The organism is Methyloceanibacter stevinii (assembly GCF_001723355.1).
Lineage (GTDB): Bacteria > Pseudomonadota > Alphaproteobacteria > Rhizobiales > Methyloligellaceae > Methyloceanibacter > Methyloceanibacter stevinii.
On record NZ_LPWE01000001.1, the window covers coordinates 25,655 to 43,386 of the forward strand.

20 protein-coding genes and 1 tRNA gene are annotated in these 17,732 nt (G+C 63.4%); 9 read left to right on the forward strand and 12 right to left on the reverse strand.

Annotation, left to right across the window (positions count from 1 at the left end):
* Window positions 1–78: 78 nt before the first annotated feature.
* On the reverse strand, window positions 79–1,191 hold the full coding sequence (locus tag AUC70_RS17430; RefSeq protein ID WP_206599279.1) for a sulfatase-like hydrolase/transferase: 1,113 nt from the start codon (window positions 1,189–1,191) through the stop codon (window positions 79–81).
* Window positions 1,122–1,838: a sulfatase-like hydrolase/transferase gene (locus AUC70_RS17435; protein ID WP_206599280.1), complete on the reverse strand. Its 717-nt coding sequence runs from the start codon at window positions 1,836–1,838 to the stop codon at window positions 1,122–1,124. The genes AUC70_RS17430 and AUC70_RS17435 overlap by 70 nt, the downstream gene beginning before the upstream one ends.
* Window positions 1,839–2,167: 329 nt before the next feature.
* On the opposite strand from AUC70_RS17435, the gene AUC70_RS16545 reads away from it, so the two are divergent.
* A complete protein-coding gene (locus tag AUC70_RS16545; protein ID WP_141701856.1) occupies window positions 2,168–2,383 on the forward strand; it encodes a hypothetical protein in 216 nt (71 codons plus the stop codon).
* Window positions 2,384–3,055: 672 nt separating this feature from the next.
* Window positions 3,056–3,232 (forward strand): hypothetical protein, encoded by a 177-nt coding sequence (locus AUC70_RS16925; protein WP_158007305.1) that lies wholly within the window; start codon window positions 3,056–3,058, stop codon window positions 3,230–3,232.
* 163 nt (window positions 3,233–3,395) lie between these two features.
* Here the strand turns inward: AUC70_RS16925 and AUC70_RS00135 are convergent, their stop codons facing one another.
* Window positions 3,396–6,434 (reverse strand): autotransporter domain-containing protein, encoded by a 3,039-nt coding sequence (locus AUC70_RS00135; protein WP_158007306.1) that lies wholly within the window; start codon window positions 6,432–6,434, stop codon window positions 3,396–3,398.
* Window positions 6,435–6,786: 352 nt separating this feature from the next.
* Between AUC70_RS00135 and AUC70_RS00140 the strand changes: the two genes are divergently transcribed.
* Complete coding sequence (locus AUC70_RS00140) at window positions 6,787–7,059, forward strand: DUF3303 domain-containing protein (protein ID WP_069443034.1); 273 nt, start codon at window positions 6,787–6,789, stop codon at window positions 7,057–7,059.
* 89 nt (window positions 7,060–7,148) lie between these two features.
* Here AUC70_RS00140 and AUC70_RS00145 read toward each other — a convergent pair whose 3' ends face one another.
* The 6 genes from AUC70_RS00145 to murA all read right to left on the reverse strand — a co-directional run bounded on the left by AUC70_RS00145 (window position 7,149) and on the right by murA (window position 11,916).
* Complete coding sequence (locus AUC70_RS00145; RefSeq protein WP_141701857.1) at window positions 7,149–7,616, reverse strand: hypothetical protein; 468 nt, start codon at window positions 7,614–7,616, stop codon at window positions 7,149–7,151.
* Between the two features lie 98 nt (window positions 7,617–7,714).
* Entirely contained in the window at window positions 7,715–8,167 is a 453-nt protein-coding gene (locus AUC70_RS00150) for an arsenate-mycothiol transferase ArsC (protein WP_083241094.1), read from the reverse strand.
* Between the two features lie 4 nt (window positions 8,168–8,171).
* Complete coding sequence (locus tag AUC70_RS00155) at window positions 8,172–8,675, reverse strand: UPF0262 family protein (protein WP_069443036.1); 504 nt, start codon at window positions 8,673–8,675, stop codon at window positions 8,172–8,174.
* A gap of 2 nt (window positions 8,676–8,677) precedes the next feature.
* Window positions 8,678–9,976: a histidinol dehydrogenase gene (gene hisD, locus AUC70_RS00160; protein ID WP_069443037.1), complete on the reverse strand. Its 1,299-nt coding sequence runs from the start codon at window positions 9,974–9,976 to the stop codon at window positions 8,678–8,680.
* Window positions 9,977–9,982: 6 nt separating this feature from the next.
* On the reverse strand, window positions 9,983–10,543 hold the full coding sequence (locus tag AUC70_RS00165; RefSeq protein ID WP_069443038.1) for a DUF2948 family protein: 561 nt from the start codon (window positions 10,541–10,543) through the stop codon (window positions 9,983–9,985).
* Window positions 10,544–10,629: 86 nt separating this feature from the next.
* Window positions 10,630–11,916 (reverse strand): UDP-N-acetylglucosamine 1-carboxyvinyltransferase, encoded by a 1,287-nt coding sequence (gene murA / locus AUC70_RS00170; RefSeq protein ID WP_069443039.1) that lies wholly within the window; start codon window positions 11,914–11,916, stop codon window positions 10,630–10,632.
* Window positions 11,917–12,447: 531 nt separating this feature from the next.
* Between murA and AUC70_RS00180 the strand changes: the two genes are divergently transcribed.
* A tRNA-Thr gene (locus tag AUC70_RS00180) sits at window positions 12,448–12,522 on the forward strand.
* Window positions 12,523–12,770: 248 nt separating this feature from the next.
* Window positions 12,771–13,196, forward strand: a complete 426-nt coding sequence (locus AUC70_RS17635; RefSeq protein WP_244505427.1) for a hypothetical protein — start codon at window positions 12,771–12,773, stop codon at window positions 13,194–13,196.
* Between the two features lie 114 nt (window positions 13,197–13,310).
* Here AUC70_RS17635 and AUC70_RS00190 read toward each other — a convergent pair whose 3' ends face one another.
* Complete coding sequence (locus AUC70_RS00190; protein ID WP_141701858.1) at window positions 13,311–13,619, reverse strand: hypothetical protein; 309 nt, start codon at window positions 13,617–13,619, stop codon at window positions 13,311–13,313.
* 281 nt (window positions 13,620–13,900) lie between these two features.
* On the opposite strand from AUC70_RS00190, the gene AUC70_RS00195 reads away from it, so the two are divergent.
* The 4 genes from AUC70_RS00195 (at window position 13,901) to AUC70_RS00210 (ending at window position 15,348) form a co-directional block, all read left to right on the forward strand.
* Window positions 13,901–14,140 (forward strand): hypothetical protein, encoded by a 240-nt coding sequence (locus tag AUC70_RS00195; protein ID WP_069443042.1) that lies wholly within the window; start codon window positions 13,901–13,903, stop codon window positions 14,138–14,140.
* 55 nt (window positions 14,141–14,195) lie between these two features.
* Complete coding sequence (locus AUC70_RS00200; RefSeq protein WP_083241095.1) at window positions 14,196–14,597, forward strand: A1S_2505 family phage non-structural protein; 402 nt, start codon at window positions 14,196–14,198, stop codon at window positions 14,595–14,597.
* Window positions 14,594–14,824, forward strand: coding sequence for a hypothetical protein (locus AUC70_RS00205; RefSeq protein ID WP_069443044.1), 231 nt, complete (start codon window positions 14,594–14,596; stop codon window positions 14,822–14,824). The genes AUC70_RS00200 and AUC70_RS00205 overlap by 4 nt, the downstream gene beginning before the upstream one ends.
* 305 nt (window positions 14,825–15,129) lie before the next feature.
* Window positions 15,130–15,348 carry a hypothetical protein gene (locus AUC70_RS00210; RefSeq protein WP_069443045.1) on the forward strand — a complete coding sequence of 73 codons (219 nt, stop codon included), beginning with the start codon at window positions 15,130–15,132 and terminating at the stop codon, window positions 15,346–15,348.
* 41 nt (window positions 15,349–15,389) lie between these two features.
* Here AUC70_RS00210 and AUC70_RS00215 read toward each other — a convergent pair whose 3' ends face one another.
* Both AUC70_RS00215 and AUC70_RS00220 read right to left on the reverse strand, forming a co-directional pair.
* Complete coding sequence (locus AUC70_RS00215) at window positions 15,390–16,037, reverse strand: sulfite exporter TauE/SafE family protein (protein ID WP_244505428.1); 648 nt, start codon at window positions 16,035–16,037, stop codon at window positions 15,390–15,392.
* A gap of 210 nt (window positions 16,038–16,247) precedes the next feature.
* Window positions 16,248–17,732 carry a GTP-binding protein gene (locus AUC70_RS00220; RefSeq protein ID WP_069443046.1) on the reverse strand — a complete coding sequence of 495 codons (1,485 nt, stop codon included), beginning with the start codon at window positions 17,730–17,732 and terminating at the stop codon, window positions 16,248–16,250.

Genomic DNA, 17,732 nt, shown 5'->3' on the forward strand with positions numbered 1-17,732 from the left:
TCTCTTCTGAAACAGAGACGGGGCGCGCCGTTGCCGGCGCACCCCGTCCTGTTCGCTCGCGGTGCTCTAGACCGCGTTCTAGTTCTGGAAGCGGCCGAAGCCGTGCTTCTTGATCCAGGCCTTCACCGCCATTTCGCCAATGGGGATCGTGTCGTAGATCGGCGGGTTGTTGGACATGAAGCCGACCTTGAACTGCGGCGGATACTCGAACAGCTCCTTCAAGTACCAGCCGCCTGTCGTGCCGAGTGGCACCGCCATCGGGATATGACGGACGCCGACCGAGACGTCTTCCTGCGGGTTGGTATAGAGATTGACCACGACCGCACCGCCCGTGTCCGTGAAGACCGACCCGGAGAAGCCGCCCGTATAGCCGCGCTTCATGATGCCGTCCTCGATCTGGCCCGTGATCGTCGCCTTGAATTCGTCGATCCGGATCGCGGAGTAGTACTGGTTCATCGTGTAGATGCGGCTGCGCCGGGCCGACAGCCCCTTGTCGGCGACCAAGAAGGCCGCTTGGTCGACACCGTCGATATAGGTCTTGTCGGAGAAGAGCCCGGCCAGCTTGGCACCGGGATAGCCTGCAAGATGCAGCGCCGTCGGCAAGATGTCCGCCAAGTCGAACAGTTGATCCGACTTGCGCGACGGGATCATGCCCTTCCAATAGACGAAGGTCGGCACACGGACGCCGCCTTCCCAGCTGGACCCCTTGCAGCCCCGGAACGGGGTGCGGCCGCGCGGCGGAATCTCACACTCCGGCCCGTTGTCGGACGTGAGGATCACCAGCGTGTTCTCTGCTTCCCCGATTTCCTCCAGCCTCTTCATGAGGCGGCCGAAGACGTAGTCCATGCGCACCATGCAGTCCGAGTAGACCGTGCGCGCCATGGACCGGCCCGCCCACTCGTCCGACGGATAGTTGTCGAAATGACAGCCGCGCGTCGCGTGATAGAGGTAGAACGGCTTGTCGGAGCCCTTCATCTTGTCGAGGAAGGCCAGGCTGACATCCATCCAGTGGGTATCGAGGTCCTTGATGTAGTCGAGGTCGATGAGCTTGCCGTTCTGGCACTTGTCCTTGTCGGCCGGCGTGCAATGCACCTCGTAGTGATTGAAGTTGTCATCCTCCATCATTTTGAAGCGATCCGGCGATAGCGCGACTTCCGGATTGAAGTAGATGTCGCGCCACTCGGTGTACATGTCGGACACGCCGAGAAAGCCGATGTAGTCTCGTAGCCGACGTTCTGCGGCAGGGAGCCCGTGTTCTCGCCCATGTGCCACTTGCCGACGCCCTGGGTCACGTACCCTTCCTTCTGCAGGAGCATGGGCATGGTCGTGGCGCCATCGAGCCCCCCGGCCTCGCCGTACATTGGCGGTCGCAGAATGCCGTGATGCAGCGGGTTCTGGCCCGTATGAATGGTCGCGCGGGTCGGCGAGCAGGACGGGGTGGAGTAAGCCGAGGTCAGGATCAAGCCCTCCGCCGCGTATCGATCCATCTCGGGCGTCGCGTTGCCAACGGAAACGCCGCCGCCGTTGAAGCCCGGATCCATCCAGCCGACATCGTCCAGGAGGAAGATCAGGATATTCGGCTTCTTGCCCGTCTTTTCGGCCAGCGTCGCCAGCTTCCCGGCTGCGTTCTCCTCGAGCTTCTCATGCCTGATCACCGGGTACATGTTCGGGGCGGGCTTCTTCGCGTCGAGATGCATGTACTGCTCGGGATGATTGTAGCCGGGGGCGGTCGTCGGCCCGGTCGTCGATCCTCGAATATTCGATTGCGCGGCAGCAGCGCCGCCGATCAGGCACAGCAGCGCGGCCGCGCAGAGCCCTGTCGAAACTTGCCGGAACATGGAGCCTTCCTTTCGGGTGGACTTGATGGCTTTGGGGGAAACCGGATCGCTGGCAGAACCGCCAGGCACTCCCGGCCAAATCAGTCGCTACAGGCGGATTATCGTGGCCCATTTCGCGAGATCAAGTGACGAACGCATAAAGGTCCACGCACTACCGCTGGATGAGCGATCGGAGGCGTGGGTTGGATCGGAATCAGGCGCGTCGGCTTCTTCTCACCGTGACATTTGGAACCGGCAAGCCGTGCTTGATTTTGCACGGCTTGTCTGCGCAGATGCACTTGGAAATTGCCGGAATCCTCTCCAGTCGTTTCAGAAGGATCGCGAGCGTCATGAGCGACATCGACGTCGAAGTGCTTGAGAACGGTCTTCGCGTGACCCGGCCCGGAACGTCCTATGCTTTGACGTTCCAACGTAACGCTCAGTGCCGCATGCTCGAAGCCAGCGAACTTCTGACTGCACCGAGCATCAGCGGCCAAGAGGCGTCCTTCGCGGCCGAAGCTTGGAAGGCCGCCTACACCGAAGCTAAGGCTCTCGGCTGGCTTTAGTCCCCGCCTCGCGGGTCTCTTCTCACACCACAATAGCTACGCGGGCCCATTCCGGGGCCGGTCGATCTTCCTGCCAATTATCGCGCCAAGCCGCGAGCCTGTCCTTGCCCAGCCCCACCAGGTGTCGAAGGCAATCTCCTGAGGCCTCGCGCGCTGGACGCGCGATTGGCCGAAAGGCAGCCCCAAACGCAAAGACCCCGGCCAGGTTTCCCTGGCCGGGGTTGGCATTGCCGTAGAGATAGACTGCTTAGCTACCTCGTCGTCAGCTGCTTAGCCGAGCTTCAACGGCTCAACGACGACGGCCTTCTCGTGGTGGCCGAAGCAACCGCCCAGGCCGAGCGTGGCAGAAACGATGATCGCAAGAGCGATGAACATGCGCATGGTTGGATCCCCCAAAAAATTCCCTGCAGAATCGACAGTTGATGGGACTCTTATAGCCCAAGCCGGGGCCGGATGCTGTGCCCTACATGTCACAGTCGCCGTTTTTTGAATGCGGGCGCCGCTCGCGGCCATAAGGCGCCCGGCAGGCTGCCGGTGTTTACGAAGCCGTAAGCCTTGAGGCCGCCGTGTGGCGCGGGTGGCGGGAAAGGCCCCAGAGTTGCCCGGATTCGGTCGAGCCCCCGCCCCCTTCACCTGTCAGAACGAGACAAATTGAGGGAGGGGATTAACGAAATGTCGATCCTATCGCTACTGACCAGCGTGGTCCTTGTAGGCCTGGTCTACGGCTTGAGCTTTGTTCCGTCCGCGACTTTGACCCGATCCGACGACGAGATCGAGCTCGATCAAATCGAAAGCGTGGTCTCGGCGGACGACAGCACGTCGGAAGACACCACCGGCGACCGCGCCTAGCAGGCGTCTATATCTGCCCTAACGCGCTTCGCGCTGCTTGAGGGCATGACCATTGCGCTATCGGCCTTCGGCTACTTGAGCCCTTGATTATTGGCTCTATCGCCTAGCGGCTGCTTGAGGGCATGTTCTTTGCGCTACCGGCCTTCGGCCTACTTGAGCGCGATCACCAAGCCACGCGCATGCCGGCCTTGCCGCCGAGGCCTTGCACGTCCTCGCCGAACGTGTAGTCGACCTTGGCGAACACGGCGGTGGTCTGGGAGAAGTTGAACAGGTTCACGCCGGCCGAGAGTTCGCCCCAGACGTCGTCGAGGTCGTCGGAGAAGTTGAACGTGGTGCCGGAGGAGACGAGCGTGGCGGCATTGTCTTCCGAGAGGTTGCCCCAGAGGCTGGCGATCAGGAACGGCTCCATCATGGTGCCTTCGCAGGCCTCCATGGTGGTGCCGACACGCCCGCCGATCCGGCCTCTGACATTGGCATCGTCGGAGAAGCTGACCTTGTTTCCGCCCACGTTGAAGCCGTCGATATCGGCCCAGGCGAACTCGATCGTCGCCAGCGGCTCGAAGAACGCCCCGCCGGTGAACGAGCCGAAGCGGTAGCCCGCATCGGTTCTGAGACCCACCGTGGTGGCGTTCAGGCTGTCGGGAAAGCCGAGATTGGGCGTGTCGATCTCGTAGAGATGCACGTTCAGCAGCGTATCGACGAACAGACCGTCCTTGAGATAGGTGGCATAGGCGCCCACCTGGCCGCCGGAGAAGTTGAAGCTGTCGGCGACGCTGTCGTAGTCGAGGCCGGCGCCGACGAAGCCGCCGAGCACGCCGAAGACCAGCACGTCGCCTTCCGAGAGCACATCGTACTTGCCCATGTCGACGCCCATCTGCAGGTCGACCGTGGAAAGCTCGTTGTCGAGATCGTAGTCGTAGGTGTTGCCATAAGCTTTGGTCGTCGCCGAGCCGTTCCGATCCAGCCGCGAGCCGCCGCCCTTGATCCACACGCCCGGCGTCAGACCGTTCCCGCCCGGTGCGGCCATGGACTTGGTGCCGGCGTCATAGGCGGGTGACCCACCCCCGTTCAGCACCACGCGAAGGTCGGCCGTACGGTCGAACCAGGTGCTCGAGGTCTCGTGCCAGAGATCCTGGGCCGCCGTCAGCAGCTTCGGCAGGGCCTGGGCGGAAGCGCCGGGGAAGCTGCGCAGTTCCCAGTAGCCGGACCCCGTCGGCACAAAGAACAAATCGTAATCGAAGAACCCGGTGTCGATCGGACCGTCCGCCAGAACGAAGTTCCCTGCGCTCGGCGTCTTCCCGTCCACGAACACGATCGGGATGCCTTGTGAATTGAAGACGCCGGGCTGGGTGCCGGTGTTGTTGACCATCACCTTCGTCACGCCCGACACGTCGCCGTCGACGATGAAATTGTCCGCCTTGGACCCGGGACCGCGCAAGGACGCGTCCACCGCCAGATAACCACCGCCTTCGAATTTGAGATCCGCAGACCCCGGCGTGTTGGCGAGGGTGAATGTGTCCCCCACCCCGCCGTCGACCAGCGAGATCGTGCCGCCGGCGTTCTTGAAGGTCTCGAGGCCCTCGAAGCCACTCATCTCGCGAGAGTTCGCGTTCGTCGCCGCCAGCACCGTGGCGCCGGTCTGATTCACGAACACGTCCTCTCCGCCGCCGAACAGAGACATCTTCTTGGTCTCGAAGACACCGCCCGACAGGTTCACAAAGCGGTCGTTCTGGCTGGTCAGATCCACGAGGCCCGTGATGTGGCCGGCATTGAAGATGTTGGCTTTGCCCGTACTGTTGGGGTTGAAGCCAATGGCTAGGTGCGACGATGCTGAGATATCACCGGTGTTAAAGATGGTGGTTAGTCCACCTTGGCTGTAGACGCTGATAGCGGCCACGTTGCCGGCCGGGGCAGTTGATGGACCGTCCGCATGGACGGATCCCGAATTGTGGATGGTCAGCGCCCCGTTTGAGCCGACGTCTGCGAACACAATACCGAAAGCATATTCGCCGCCCGATGCGCGGATGTCTCCGCTATTTGTGATCTCCGTCGCGTTGTCGTCGAAGCCGAGCGAAAATACCTTGATGCCCTCGGCGCGCCCTTGGCTCGACGTGGCGTGAATGTCCGCGCTGTTGTTGATGCTGATGTCTGAGAGGCTAGCTCCAGCGATGCCCTGGGCCAGGTTGGTCCCCGTCACATCAAGCTTGCCGCTATTGGTAATGCTGAGGGAGCCTCCGAGCGTAGCACCGTTAATACCGGTGGCCTCGTCTGAACCGCTCGCCCAGATGGCCGCTGTGTTTCTGATGTCAACGGGGCTGCTCGACCCATATGTCCTTGCATTGATGCCGAAGACGTCGAATCCGCCAGTGCCGGTCACCATTATCTCGCCACTATTGCGGATCGTGACACGGCCGTTCTCGCCAGAATACTTGGACCCCGAAATACCGAACGAGGGGTCATCGCCGGTCTGCACCGTGATGCTGCCGGTATTGATAATTTTGACATCGGCATCGTCACCTTCGGCGAAGGCACGAATTCCAGTTTCGCCTGTAAGCGCGCCGCTATTGAAAATGAAAATGTCGCTGTCCACGCCATAAGTAGCGGCGTCGATGGACTCCCCGGTCTGCAAATCGATGTCACCGGTATTGATGACCCTCATAGGGCTATCGTCGTTCGGAACGCCTGCGCCGGTGACGGCCCAAATGCCTTTATAAAACCCCGTGATATGGCCGGAGTTGTAGACGTAGAGCTCACTGGCGTCACCACGCGTGCGGGCGTAGATGCCCGCCTCGTAAGTGTCCAGGTCGCCCGTGTTGATGACTTCGACTCGACTATTGGCCCCCTCGCTATAGGCAAGGATGGTGCGGCCTGCCGTAGAGGTCAGGTCTCCGTAATTGTCGAGAGAAATGAACTCGCCGCCACCATCGGTTCGCAGCTCGATCACGTTGCCGGCGTTGTTGCGGTCGAAGCTGTTGTCGCAATCGATGCTTTTGCCGGGATCATTGATCAGGATCGGGCCATTGGTCCCAATCACACCAGGGTCGCCGGGGTTACACGTCGCTTGCGCATTGGCAGGTGCTGGCGCGGTCACCGTCGCGATCAACAGCGTCGAGGCGAGCGCGGTGCCGAGCAGCAGCGCATGGCGCGTGGCGCATCCTATTCGGGGACAGAGAATCGTTCGAGCGGGTCTGCGGCAAGCCACGCGCCCGGCACGCCTGCGCGTGCGCGCAGACGGCCACTGCCGCCTCGCAGTGCGTCCAAAATCCACGGAACCCCCTGCCTACCGGCGCGCCCTATCGCACCGGTCGTATTCCTTGGTCTGACTGTAGCCAAAGGCGCCGCCATACAACTAGTGCAGGCGCGCAACACTCGACCGGAGATTGTGCCGTCGTGGCTGCCGCAGAGGGGCAATCGTCAGCCCTCGGCCTTCCTCTCGGAAAGCGCAGAATGCGCTGGTCTTTCAAAGGGATGTCTCAATAAAGGGGCAATGTTGCGTACGGATTGCAGCCGGGCAGGGCCTCGACCGTGCCACACCATACCTTGAGGAGGTTGGAATGCTTTTCATGTGCCATGTCACGATGCAGCCTGAGGACCGCGACGAGAGTATCGGGCGCTTCATGGAAAATGGGGTGCCCGAGGTCCCCGGCGTCAAGCTGAAGGGCGTTTGGATCTCACTCATGCAGCAGGAAACGTTCATCCTGATCGAATCGGACAAGCCGGAGGCCGTGGCGATGCTGTTCGAGCCGTGGACAGACCTGAACGTCCACGATCTCATCCCGGTCATGGACTTCGACCAGTTGAAGAAATTCCTGGAAGCCAAAGGCTAGAAGACCGGGGGGCTGGAAGGCCGAAGCCTAGGCGTACAAGGCTCGGTACGGACGAGGGTGGATGCCTCCCGCCGCCAAGCGCGTGCGGCTTACGGCTTTATCGGCGCGGGGCCCTTCGGCTGATGGGCCCCACTGGCTTGCGCGCCATTGACATGTGCGCCATTGACCCGGGGCGCCCCGTTTTGCGCAGAAGCCACCGCGGCCTCTTCCCACTGCATCCGTGCCTCGATCGTGGCATGGGCGTCTTGCGCCGACTCCCTGAGTGCGGCGTCGAACCGCTCGAGATCGCCGACGACGCCCTTGGCCATCTCCACAAAGGTCTGGTGGACCATCAGCAGGCGACGGCGCAGTTCGTTGTTGAGCGCCCGGTAGGCGGCGGTCTCCTGCTCCTGGGCCGCAAGGCGCGTGCGCAGTTCATTGCGCTCCGACACCAGTTTCTGAACGGCGGCCGCGCCTGCGAGGGCGGCATTTTCCACCGCCTGGTCGGTGGACAGTTCCAAGTGCTGCGGGTGGCCCTGGTGCGGGCTTGCGCCATTTGCTCGTGAAGCTTCGTTCATCGTCCGGTCCAATCGTTACTAGGGGACGAAGGAAAAACGGCTCGGCGCTCAAGGCGTTCCCGGCTCGGTGAAAGAATCTGGCCTGCCGGCAGTCAGGCCTAGACGCCCCCTGCCCCTTGCACCGGAAACTCGGCCTTGATCTTCCCGAACAGCCGGTCGCGAACCCCGCGATAGGCGTCGAGAATCATATCGCGGGGGCCGGTGGCCAGCGTCGGGTCCGGCGTCGGCCAATAGACCACGTCGATGGCGTAGCCTTGTGCGATTTCCAGCGCCTTGTGCTGGGCTTCCGGCGCCAGGGTGACGATGCGGTCGAAGCCGAGGTCATGGAGATCGTCGATGGCCCGCGGCACATGATCGGAAATGTCGATGCCGATCTCGTCCATGACCGCGATCGCGAACGGGTCGGGCTCCCCCGCCCGGACGCCGGCGGATTCCACATAGATCCGCCGTCCCGCGAGATGGCGCAACATGGCCGCGGCCATGGGCGAGCGAACCGCATTGCTGGCACACGCAAAGAGGACGGCGCCCGGCAGATCCCCGCCAGCGCTCAACGGATCAGCCCTTCCAGTGAAGGGCGCAAAGAAGCGTGAACAGTCGCCGCGCGGTGGCGATGTCCACCGTGACCTTGCCCTTCAAGCGCTCCATCAGGAGTTGGCTCCCCTCGTCGTGCAGACCCCGGCGCCCCATGTCGATCGCCTCGATCTTGGAGGCGGGCTGAGTCTTGATGGCCGCGTAGTAGCTGTCGCAGATCAGGAAATAGTCTTTCACGATGCGGCGGAACGGCGACAGCGACAGCATGATCTGCTGCAGCGCGTTGCCGTCTTCATCGGAGATCGCGAACACGAGCCGGTTGTCGGCCAGCGACAGATGCAGCGTGTAGGGACCGTCCTGGCCGTCGCCTTCCAAAAGAAAATTGTTCTTCTCCAGGAGGTCGAAGATGGCGACTTCGCGCTCGTGCTCGACTTCGACGCTGTCGCGGCCCAGCGAAGCCTCGTCCAACGTGACGGCAAGCAAGCGTGCGGTGTCCGGAAAAGGGCTGTCGGCGTCCGTCTCGGTCATAATCAATCCGGCAGGTTGAGCCTGATGCCGACGGATCGGCGGTGAGCGTCGAGCCCCTCGGCCCGGGCAAGCGTCATGGCCGCGGGCCCAAGTTTCTTGAGACTCTCGGCGTCGAGCTTGAGCAGCGACGTGCGCTTCATGAAATCGAGCACACCGAGGCCCGATGCAAAACGGGCGCTGCGCGCGGTCGGCAGGACGTGGTTGGTGCCGGCCACGTAATCGCCGATGACCTCGGGCGTGTAGCGGCCGACGAAGATCGCCCCGGCGTGCCGGATTTCCTCCGCCAGCGCGTCCGCGTTCTCCGTGGCGATTTCCAGATGCTCCGGGGCAAGCCGGTCGGACAGCGCCGGGGCCTCGGCGAGGCTTCCGACCAGGATCACCGCGCCGAACTCGTCCCAGCTCGCCCGCGCCGTCTGCGCACGCGGCAGCGTCTTCAGTTGCGTCTCCACCGCCGCAACGACGTCCTCGGCAAAACCCGCATCGTCGGTGATAAGAATGGATTGCGCCGCAGCATCGTGTTCGGCCTGGGCCAACAGATCGCTGGCGATCCAGGCTGGATCGTTTTCCTTGTCGGCGATAACGACGACCTCGGACGGACCCGCGACCATATCGATGCCGACCTGGCCGAAGACCTGCCGCTTGGCCGCGGCGACATAGGCATTGCCGGGGCCGACGATGGTCGACACGGGGCGGATCGTTTCGGTGCCGAAGGCGAGCGCGGCAATGGCCTGGGCGCCGCCGACCCGGTAGATCTCGTCAACGCCCGCGAGCGCGGCCGCCACAAGCACCAGGGGATTGAGCTCCCCGCGCGGCGACGGGACCACCATGACCAGGCGCTCCACGCCCGCGACCTTGGCAGGCACGGCGTTCATCAGGACCGAACTCGGATAGCTGGCGGTGCCGCCCGGCACGTAAAGACCGGCCGAGGAGACCGCCGACCAGCGCTGGCCGAGTTCCACGCCCGTGGCGTCGATATAGCTTTCGCTCGCCGGGAGCTGCCGGCTGTGGTGCGCGAGGATGCGCTCATGGGCGAGTTTCAGCGCCTCGACCGTGTCCTCTTCGACTGAGGCGAGAGCGCCTGCGATATCGGCTTCCGTCACGGCGAGGCCGGCCTCACGAAGATCCCAGCTGATCGAATTTCTGCGTGAAATCGATGAGACCTCGTCGCCGCGCGCGCGCACATCGGCGATGATCTTGGCGACGGCGTCGTTCACGTCCGTCGAGGACTCGCGCTTCATGCCGAGCAGTTCCTCGAAGCGGGCCGCGAAGCCGTCCTCACGGGTATCCAGCATCTGAACCATAAGACCTCAAACGCCCGCGGCTTTGGAGCCGTTTGACTCTGTCTCGGCGGACATCGTGGCGTCGCCTTGAGAATCGACTTGGGGATCGACCTGCGGGTCGGCTTCCGGTGCGCCTTGGGCGTCGCCCTCGCTCGGGTGTTTCGGCTTGCTGCGGGTCCGCCAGGCGGGACCCAGATCGCGCATCTCCGCCTCGATGCACTCGACATCGAGTTGCACGGTCACGTCGCCCGCGAAATACAGCACGACCCTGCCGCCGGGTGCCTCGCCCTCTTCGAAGGCGATAGCGAGCAGAGACAGGACGCGGTCCTTGTTCTGCGGGGCGAGAGCCTTGTGGCGGGCGCCGAGCACCCGGTCGAAGCGCAGCGCCGTGCGCAACCGGCGAAAACGCTCTCCATCGGCATCGGTGGCGCCGGCGCTCTGCCAATCGAACCGGTTCAGGACCGCCGCGAACCGCTTCTGGGACGGCAAATAGGTCATGTCGCCGACCCGCACGACCGCGTCCTGGAGTTGCGAGGACACGACCTGCAGGTCCTCCGCGTCGAGAGCGAGCAGCTTAAGCGTCGTCATAAGAAGAAATCACCGGTAAGAGCATAACTGACCTGGACCTACCACGCTTTAGGTCTGCTTCGGAAGACATTCCGAAAATCAGGCGCCTAGCCGGCGATCCGGTCGATCTGAGCGCCACACTTGCGCAATTTCTCTTCGAGGCGGTCGAACCCGCGGTCCAGATGGTAGACGCGGCCAATGGTGGTCTCTCCTTGCGCGGCGAGCCCCGCAATGATGAGCGAGACCGACGCACGCAGGTCGGTGGCCATGACGGGTGCGCCGCGGAGCCCGGACACACCGTGGACCAGCGCGGTGTCGCCGCGCAGATCGATGCGCGCCCCGAGCCGGGCCAACTCCTGCACATGCATGAAGCGGTTCTCGAAAATGGTCTCGCGCACTTCCGAAACGCCTTTCGCCGTGCACATCAGCGCCATCAGCTGGGCCTGGAGATCGGTCGGGAACCCCGGGAACGGCTGCGTCTCCACGGACACGGCTTCGAGACTGCCCGTTCGCGAGACGCGCAAGCCCCCCTCCTCTTCGTAAACCTCGACGCCCGTCGAGCGCAGCGCCACGAGCGCCTCCTGGAGCAGTTCGGCGCGGGCGCCTTCCAGAAAGATGTCGCCGCCGGTGATCGCCGCAGCCATGGCATAGGTGCCGGTCTCGATCCGATCCGGCAAAACGCGATGCGCGGCCCCGTGCAGCGAGGGCACGCCCTGGATCTGTAGGGTGGACGTACCGATGCCCTCGATCTTGGCGCCCATTGCGACGAGGCAGGCGGCAAGATCGCCGACCTCGGGTTCGCGGGCGGCGTTCACGATTTCCGTGTCGCCCTCGGCCAGAACCGCCGCCATCAGGGCGTTGTGGGTCGCGCCCACGGACACCTTCTCAAGGTGGATGCGGGCGCCTTTGAGGGCCCTTGGGCGCTTGGCGATCACATAACCGGCGTCCAACTCGATGTCGGCGCCGAGCGCCTCGAGCGCCACAAGATGAAGGTCGACGGGCCGCGTGCCGATGGCGCAGCCGCCGGGCAGAGAGACCTTGGCCTCACCGCAACGCGCCAGAATCGGCGCCAGCACCCAGAAGCTGGCGCGCATGCGCGCGACCATCTCGTAGGGCGCCGTGGTGTCGACGATCTCGGCAGCGGTCAACTTGTAGGTCTGCCCGTCGTTGGAGTCCTGACCGGCCCGTTTGCCGGCGATGGTCACGTCCACGCCGTGATTGCCGAGAATGCGCGCGAGCAGCGCCACGTCCGCGAGGCGCGGCATGCCGTGGAGCGTCAAAGTCTCGTCGGTGAGAAGGCTCGCAATCATCAGCGGCAGCGCGGCGTTCTTGGCACCACTGATCCGAATGGTGCCCGTGAGCCGTTCGCCGCCCACAATGCGGATACGATCCATAACGCGCTACTCCCTCTGAAGCGCCTTTGTCCGACGCGCCCCGTTTCCCCTGTTCCGCCGCGATCGGCAATGCGGCAAGCGGCCAGTCTAACCTTTCCGCGTCATCCCTGTCCCCCTTCATCGGGGGCCCTCGAGCCTTTGCGCTTGGCGCGGGCGTTCTCCTTGCGTTTCAACAAGTTGGACCGCAGCGCCTGGGCCAGGCGTTCCTGCTTTGCATCCTGCGCCGGTATAGGCGCCGATTTCGGTGTGCGCTTGTCATCTTCGGCCATTCCGCCACCCCTGTCGGGCTCCCTCAAGCCCGCGCCTTTTACCCTATCGGCCTGCCGCCCGTAAGAGGCCGCGAGCGGCATGCGGAATCCTTGCGTCGCAAAGCCTGCTATGGCAGTTTGCGCGCCGCACCGGGAGGGGGCACCCCCATCGATTCCCTACTAGGGGTATCTCAGGTCAGCCCGCCCGTCGCGGACCCACCGACCACCAACGGAGCCTCGCGATCGCACGACAGATCGCGCCGCACCGTCAGGTCAACGGAACGCCGCCGTAGCTCAGTGGTAGAGCGCGTCATTGGTAATGACGAGGTCGACAGTTCGATCCTGTCCGGCGGCACCAGATTCTCAACCACGCCCGGATCGCCTGGCATGTTGTTGCGCCATCCCTTCACGGCCCGCCGCTGATCCTTGAGTGCCCGACTCCGACCTGCCGCATAGGCGACTCTACCCGCGCAAAAATTTTGCGCGGCTGCCGCAGTTTGAGCGGGAAAAAGTCTGCCCCTGCCGCCGCCCAGCCGCGAATTCGTCGGCAAGGCCAATTACCGATTCATGCGTCCGGTTACCGGCGTTTCGCCCCGGAGCAGATCCATGAAGACCTTCGCTGCGTTCGCTGCCGCGCCCGGCATCGCCGCAGTGTCCCTGGCCGCCCGCGCGCAGGAGAGCTGCGCTCACGGCGTTCGTCGGGATGAGGACGATCAGGACTGCGCTCCCGAGGCATCTGATGAGACCGTTTCGGCGGCTCTATCTGGAGAACAACAAGCGATGAAAAGATATGCTCTGATTGCGGTCGGCCTGCTGGTTCTGGTGGGTGGTCCGGCGTTCGCTCAGGACGAGGCGTTCTACGTGGCCCAGGATACCGCCACGAAGAAGTGCAAGATCGTCCAGAAGAAGCCGAACGGTGCCACCCTCGTCATGATCGGCGCTACGTCCTATCCGACCAAGGAAGACGCCCGGACCGCCAAGCGAGCCGCCGAGGCGTGCCCGAAGGGCAAGAAAGAGACTTCCGGCAGCTAGACCTCTGGCGATTGCCACAGAGAGTCCGACGGGGCTCCCGGAGCGCTGAGCACCGGGGGCCTCGATTCATTTTGGGTAGGCGCCAATGTGCGCAGCCCTAGAGCCGGCCGAGCATTACCAGCCGCGGATGGCCTCACGGCGCAGCTGACGCCGGGCGACGCCGCGCGCATACGGATAGCGCGGATAGGCGTAGCCGTAGCGGCCATAGCCGTAACCTGCGTAGCCATAGCCCGCGTAGCCACGTCCACGAACGTAGCCGCCGCAGGTGCGGTAGGTGACGCAGCAGCAGCAACACGCGGTCGCATATCCGTAACCGGAATAGCGGCCGCCGGCGGAAGCTGGGGACGACGAGACCATCACCAACGCGAACGCCATGATCGATGCGCAAATGGCCGAAACGCCAACTGTCAGTTTTCGGGTCATATCTCTCTCCCTTGAACACCGGGAACTACAGCATGCGGACAAAAATCCAAGCCAGACCAAAGCGCTGTTATCCTTAACTCAGTCGCCGTCGATCCCGCTGCGGAGACGCTGTCGCCAATGCAAAAGGCAGATCGCTTCGCGCCGATGTGTTAGGCTTAACGACGGCTAGGACAGGGAGGAAACCGGGCCATGAAAACAATCACAGCACTTGCGATCTTCTGCTTTGTCGCGTTTGCCGCGACGATGACGTTCGACAGCGGCCCGCCGATGCACGGCCCCACGTGGCCAGGGGCGTCACCAACGGCGTCAATGCTGCAACGCGGGGTGTCTACCGCGGCGCGCGCGGGGTAGGCCGCGGCGTGTATAACGGCGCCCGCTGGGGCACACGCGCTCTTTGGGTCGGCGCCGGTGTCGGCGCGGGCCACGCCGCTTTGACGCGGAACTGCGAGTATTACCGGAAGCGGTACCAGGAAACGCGCGCCGCCAAGTGGCGCAACAAATACAACGCCTGCATTCGCTAGTATCGGGCGCGCCCCGCCAAGCGGGGCGCGACCCTCAAATTCGGGAGGCCAAACGATGCACATGGACAGGCCCGTCTTTGTGTTCGGTTCCAACATTGCCGGACACCATAGTGATGGCGACGCCCTAGTCGCGCTTCGTACCCGTGGCGCGGTCTACGGCCAGGGATGCGGGCCGCAAGGGAACGCCTATGCGATCCCCACACGGAGCGGAACCGGCAGGCCACGGGCGCGCCAGGACATCGCCGAGAGCGTGAACGAGTTTCTCCGCTTCACGCGGATGCGCCCCTGGGCCTTGTTCGACGTCGCACCGATCGGCTGCCGTCTCGCGGGCTACAGCGCGGAAGACATCGCTCCGATGTTCGCGGCTGCGCCGCACAACGTGTCGCTGCCGACAGCTTTTGAGCAGATCCTGGCGCGCAAGGGTTTCGACACGACGCAAGGAGGAGAAGCCACGTGATAAAACTAATCCGTCTACCGACGATCATCGCAATCGTCCTATGCGGCGCGGTGGGTCTCTCCGGAGATCCCGCCATCGCGAAGAAGTATTCGGACGAGAAGGCCAGCGTCCAAAAGAAGACGAAGAAGAAGAGCAACGCCGCCAAGGATTGCAAGAAAGGGCCCGTGCCGCCCTTCATGCGCAATCCGCGCTTCATGAACCGCGGATTCCTCAAGAACAGGTGCTGAGGCCGGCGTGCAGGGCACGCGATCGCGCTTGAGACGGGCTAATCGGCTTTGGCGGGGGTTGATAGCCTCGCACGCCATAAGACCTGTGCCGCCGAGATTAAATCTTCGCAACATCGCCACCTCTCCCGCAGTGTGGAAAGGGCGGCGCCGAGGCTAACGCCTTGATAAGTCATACTTAACCATAGAGGCCGGATCCCCGCCTCCAGCCCTGCCGTCCGTGCGATCCTGGGCCAATCCTATTGAAAGTTCGGTGACAATCCCAATGTCTTGAAACACGGGGGACGTGAATCGCGGAGGTAGCGACAATGGTAAGCGATAAGTCCCAATACCGAGGCTATGAAATCCGGCTTCGTCAGGAATGGTCCAACTGGTGCGCGAACATCATCCCTACACGGGACGATCTTCCGATGCTGGCCATGTCCCCCTTGCGGACGCTTTCGTCCACGCCCGAGGAGGCATTAGCGGCAGCCAGACAGAACGTCGACGAGTATCTCGGCATCGAGCCCGAGCAACGGGTTGCTTAGGTCACGATTTGTATGACCGCTGGGCGCGGGCGTCTCACACCTTACTTGGTGAGGAGCGCATACGCTGCGTAGCACAGAGTGATCGCGAGCAGCGGCCGGAGCAGCCAGTCCGGTGCGACACCTGCGAGGCGCGTGCCGAGCAAGATGCCTGGGATCGACCCGACCAGCAGCGCTCCCAAAATCCCGAAATCCACATGGCCCAGTCCTAGGTGGCCTGCGCCGGCTACCAGCGTCAGCGGCACCGCATGAGCGATGTCCGATCCGACGATGCGCTTGGCCGGAAGGGCCGGGAACAGCAGCGCCAGCACGACCACGCCGATGGCGCCGGCGCCGACCGAGGTGAGCGTGACCAGCAGTCCGAGAGCGGCGCCGAACAGCACCGTAAGAGCGGCGTGCTGGGGCGGGCCTTCCGGGTCTTTGCCGTTCGCATGCGACTTCATCATGATCGGATAGAGCACAATCGCCACCGCGCTGACGGGAAGCGCGAAGGCAAGGCCGTAGCGGATCCACCCCGCCATGGCTTCCGTGTCCAACGGCACATAGGCAATGATGGCCAACAGTATGATCGACGCCGGCAGCGAGCCCATCGCAAGCCGCAGCACGATCGGCCAGTCGACATTCTCCTGCACATGGTGCCGCCAGCCGCCGACCGTTTTGGTCACCGACGCATAGAGGAGGTCCGTACCCACCGCGACGGAGGCGGAACGCCGAAACTCGAAATAAGCAGCGGCGTCATCAATGCGCCGCCGCCAACGCCTGTCAGTCCCACCAAGAAGCCGACGCCGAATCCGGCACCAGCGAGGGGCAGCAGGGCAATGACCCCGCTGAGATCAATCATCTATGAGGGCCTCCCCCGACTTATCCAGCACGATCAGGACCGAGACGGATCCAACGGCTTTTTAGCGATCGGTCTCAATCAGCACCGGAACGCCGGCCGACCGTAACAGAATTGCCACCTCTTGGGCACGTCGATCATATTCGGCCCTGTCCTCCGGAGAATCGCCAAGGTCCGCGCATAAGCCAGACAGCCGGGCTCGGTCAAGCACCAGTACGTTGTCCCCAACGGCCGCCGCACCAGTTTGTACCCATGTGATCACGCCGCCTGCGACGGTGGCGCCGTCCAGTGCGTTGACCAGGACGAAGTTGCCCGTCAGCGGAAGATCGCCGAAGAGGTCCAATGCCGTCGACCGGCCGAGGAGAACGCGGCAGTCGGCGATGTCGTTCATGCTACACGTATGGGCCTGCGTGGAAGAAAGCGTCTCGAAATCGATCAGTGTAGAGACGCTTACGGATGTGACAGGCGTCAGATCCGTTGCCGTGCGCAGCAGGTAACCTGCCTCCGGATCGAACGGCTTCTCGGAGAGCCACACCAGCCGTGCCTCGATGACATCGGCGTTGGTAGGGCGCCGCTGCGTTTCCGTCAGCACGGCACCACGCGAAATGTCGAGATCGGTATCGAGCACGAGCGTGACCGCATCGCCGCTCGACGCGCTATCGAGATCGCCGTCCATGGTCGAGATGCGCTGCAAAGTCGCACCAAGGCCGCTGCGCGCATCCACGATGCGGTCGCCGACACGGATCGTGCCCGACGTCACCGTGCCCGCATAACCGCGAAAGTCGTTCGCTGCCCGCAACACCATCTGCACCGGCATCCGGAACGGCGCGTCTTCGGGTTCGGTCCTGGCTTCGACGCTCTCGAGATATTCCAGAAGCGTCGGCCCGTCGTACCACGGCATTTCTTCGGACCGGGCGACGACATTCGCGCCTGTCAGAGCCGCGACGGGAATCGAGGTGACGTCCGAAAAGCTGAAATTGCCCCCAAGCGAGCGGAAATCCTCTTCGATCGCGCGATAGCGTTCCTCGGACCAATCGATCTGATCCATCTTGTTGACGGCGAGAATGACCTTCTTGATGCCAACGAGATTGCAGATCGCCGCATGCCGCCGCGTCTGGCGCTTCACGCCGTGGCGCGCATCGACCAGCAGGATGGCGACATCCGCATGCGAGGCGCCGGTCGCCATGTTGCGGGTATATTGCTCGTGTCCCGGGGAGTCGATGATCACGAAGCGGCGGCGCTCGGTCTCGAAATAGCGCCAGGCGATGTCGATCGTGATTCCCTGCTCGCGTTCAGCCACGAGGCCGTCGAGCAGAAGCGAAAAGTCGATGCGTTCCCCGTTGACGGCACGGGCGTGCGAGGCATGCATGATCTGCGCGCGCTGATCGTCGGTCACGCCGGCCGCATCCCACAAGAGACGGCCGATCAGGGTCGACTTGCCGTCGTCCACGGAGCCGCAGGTGAGGAGCCGCAACATGGCCTCGGACTTGTCGCCGGGCTGAAGGACCGGCTGCGCGGCTTCTGTTTCGGAGAGCGCTACCAAACTCAT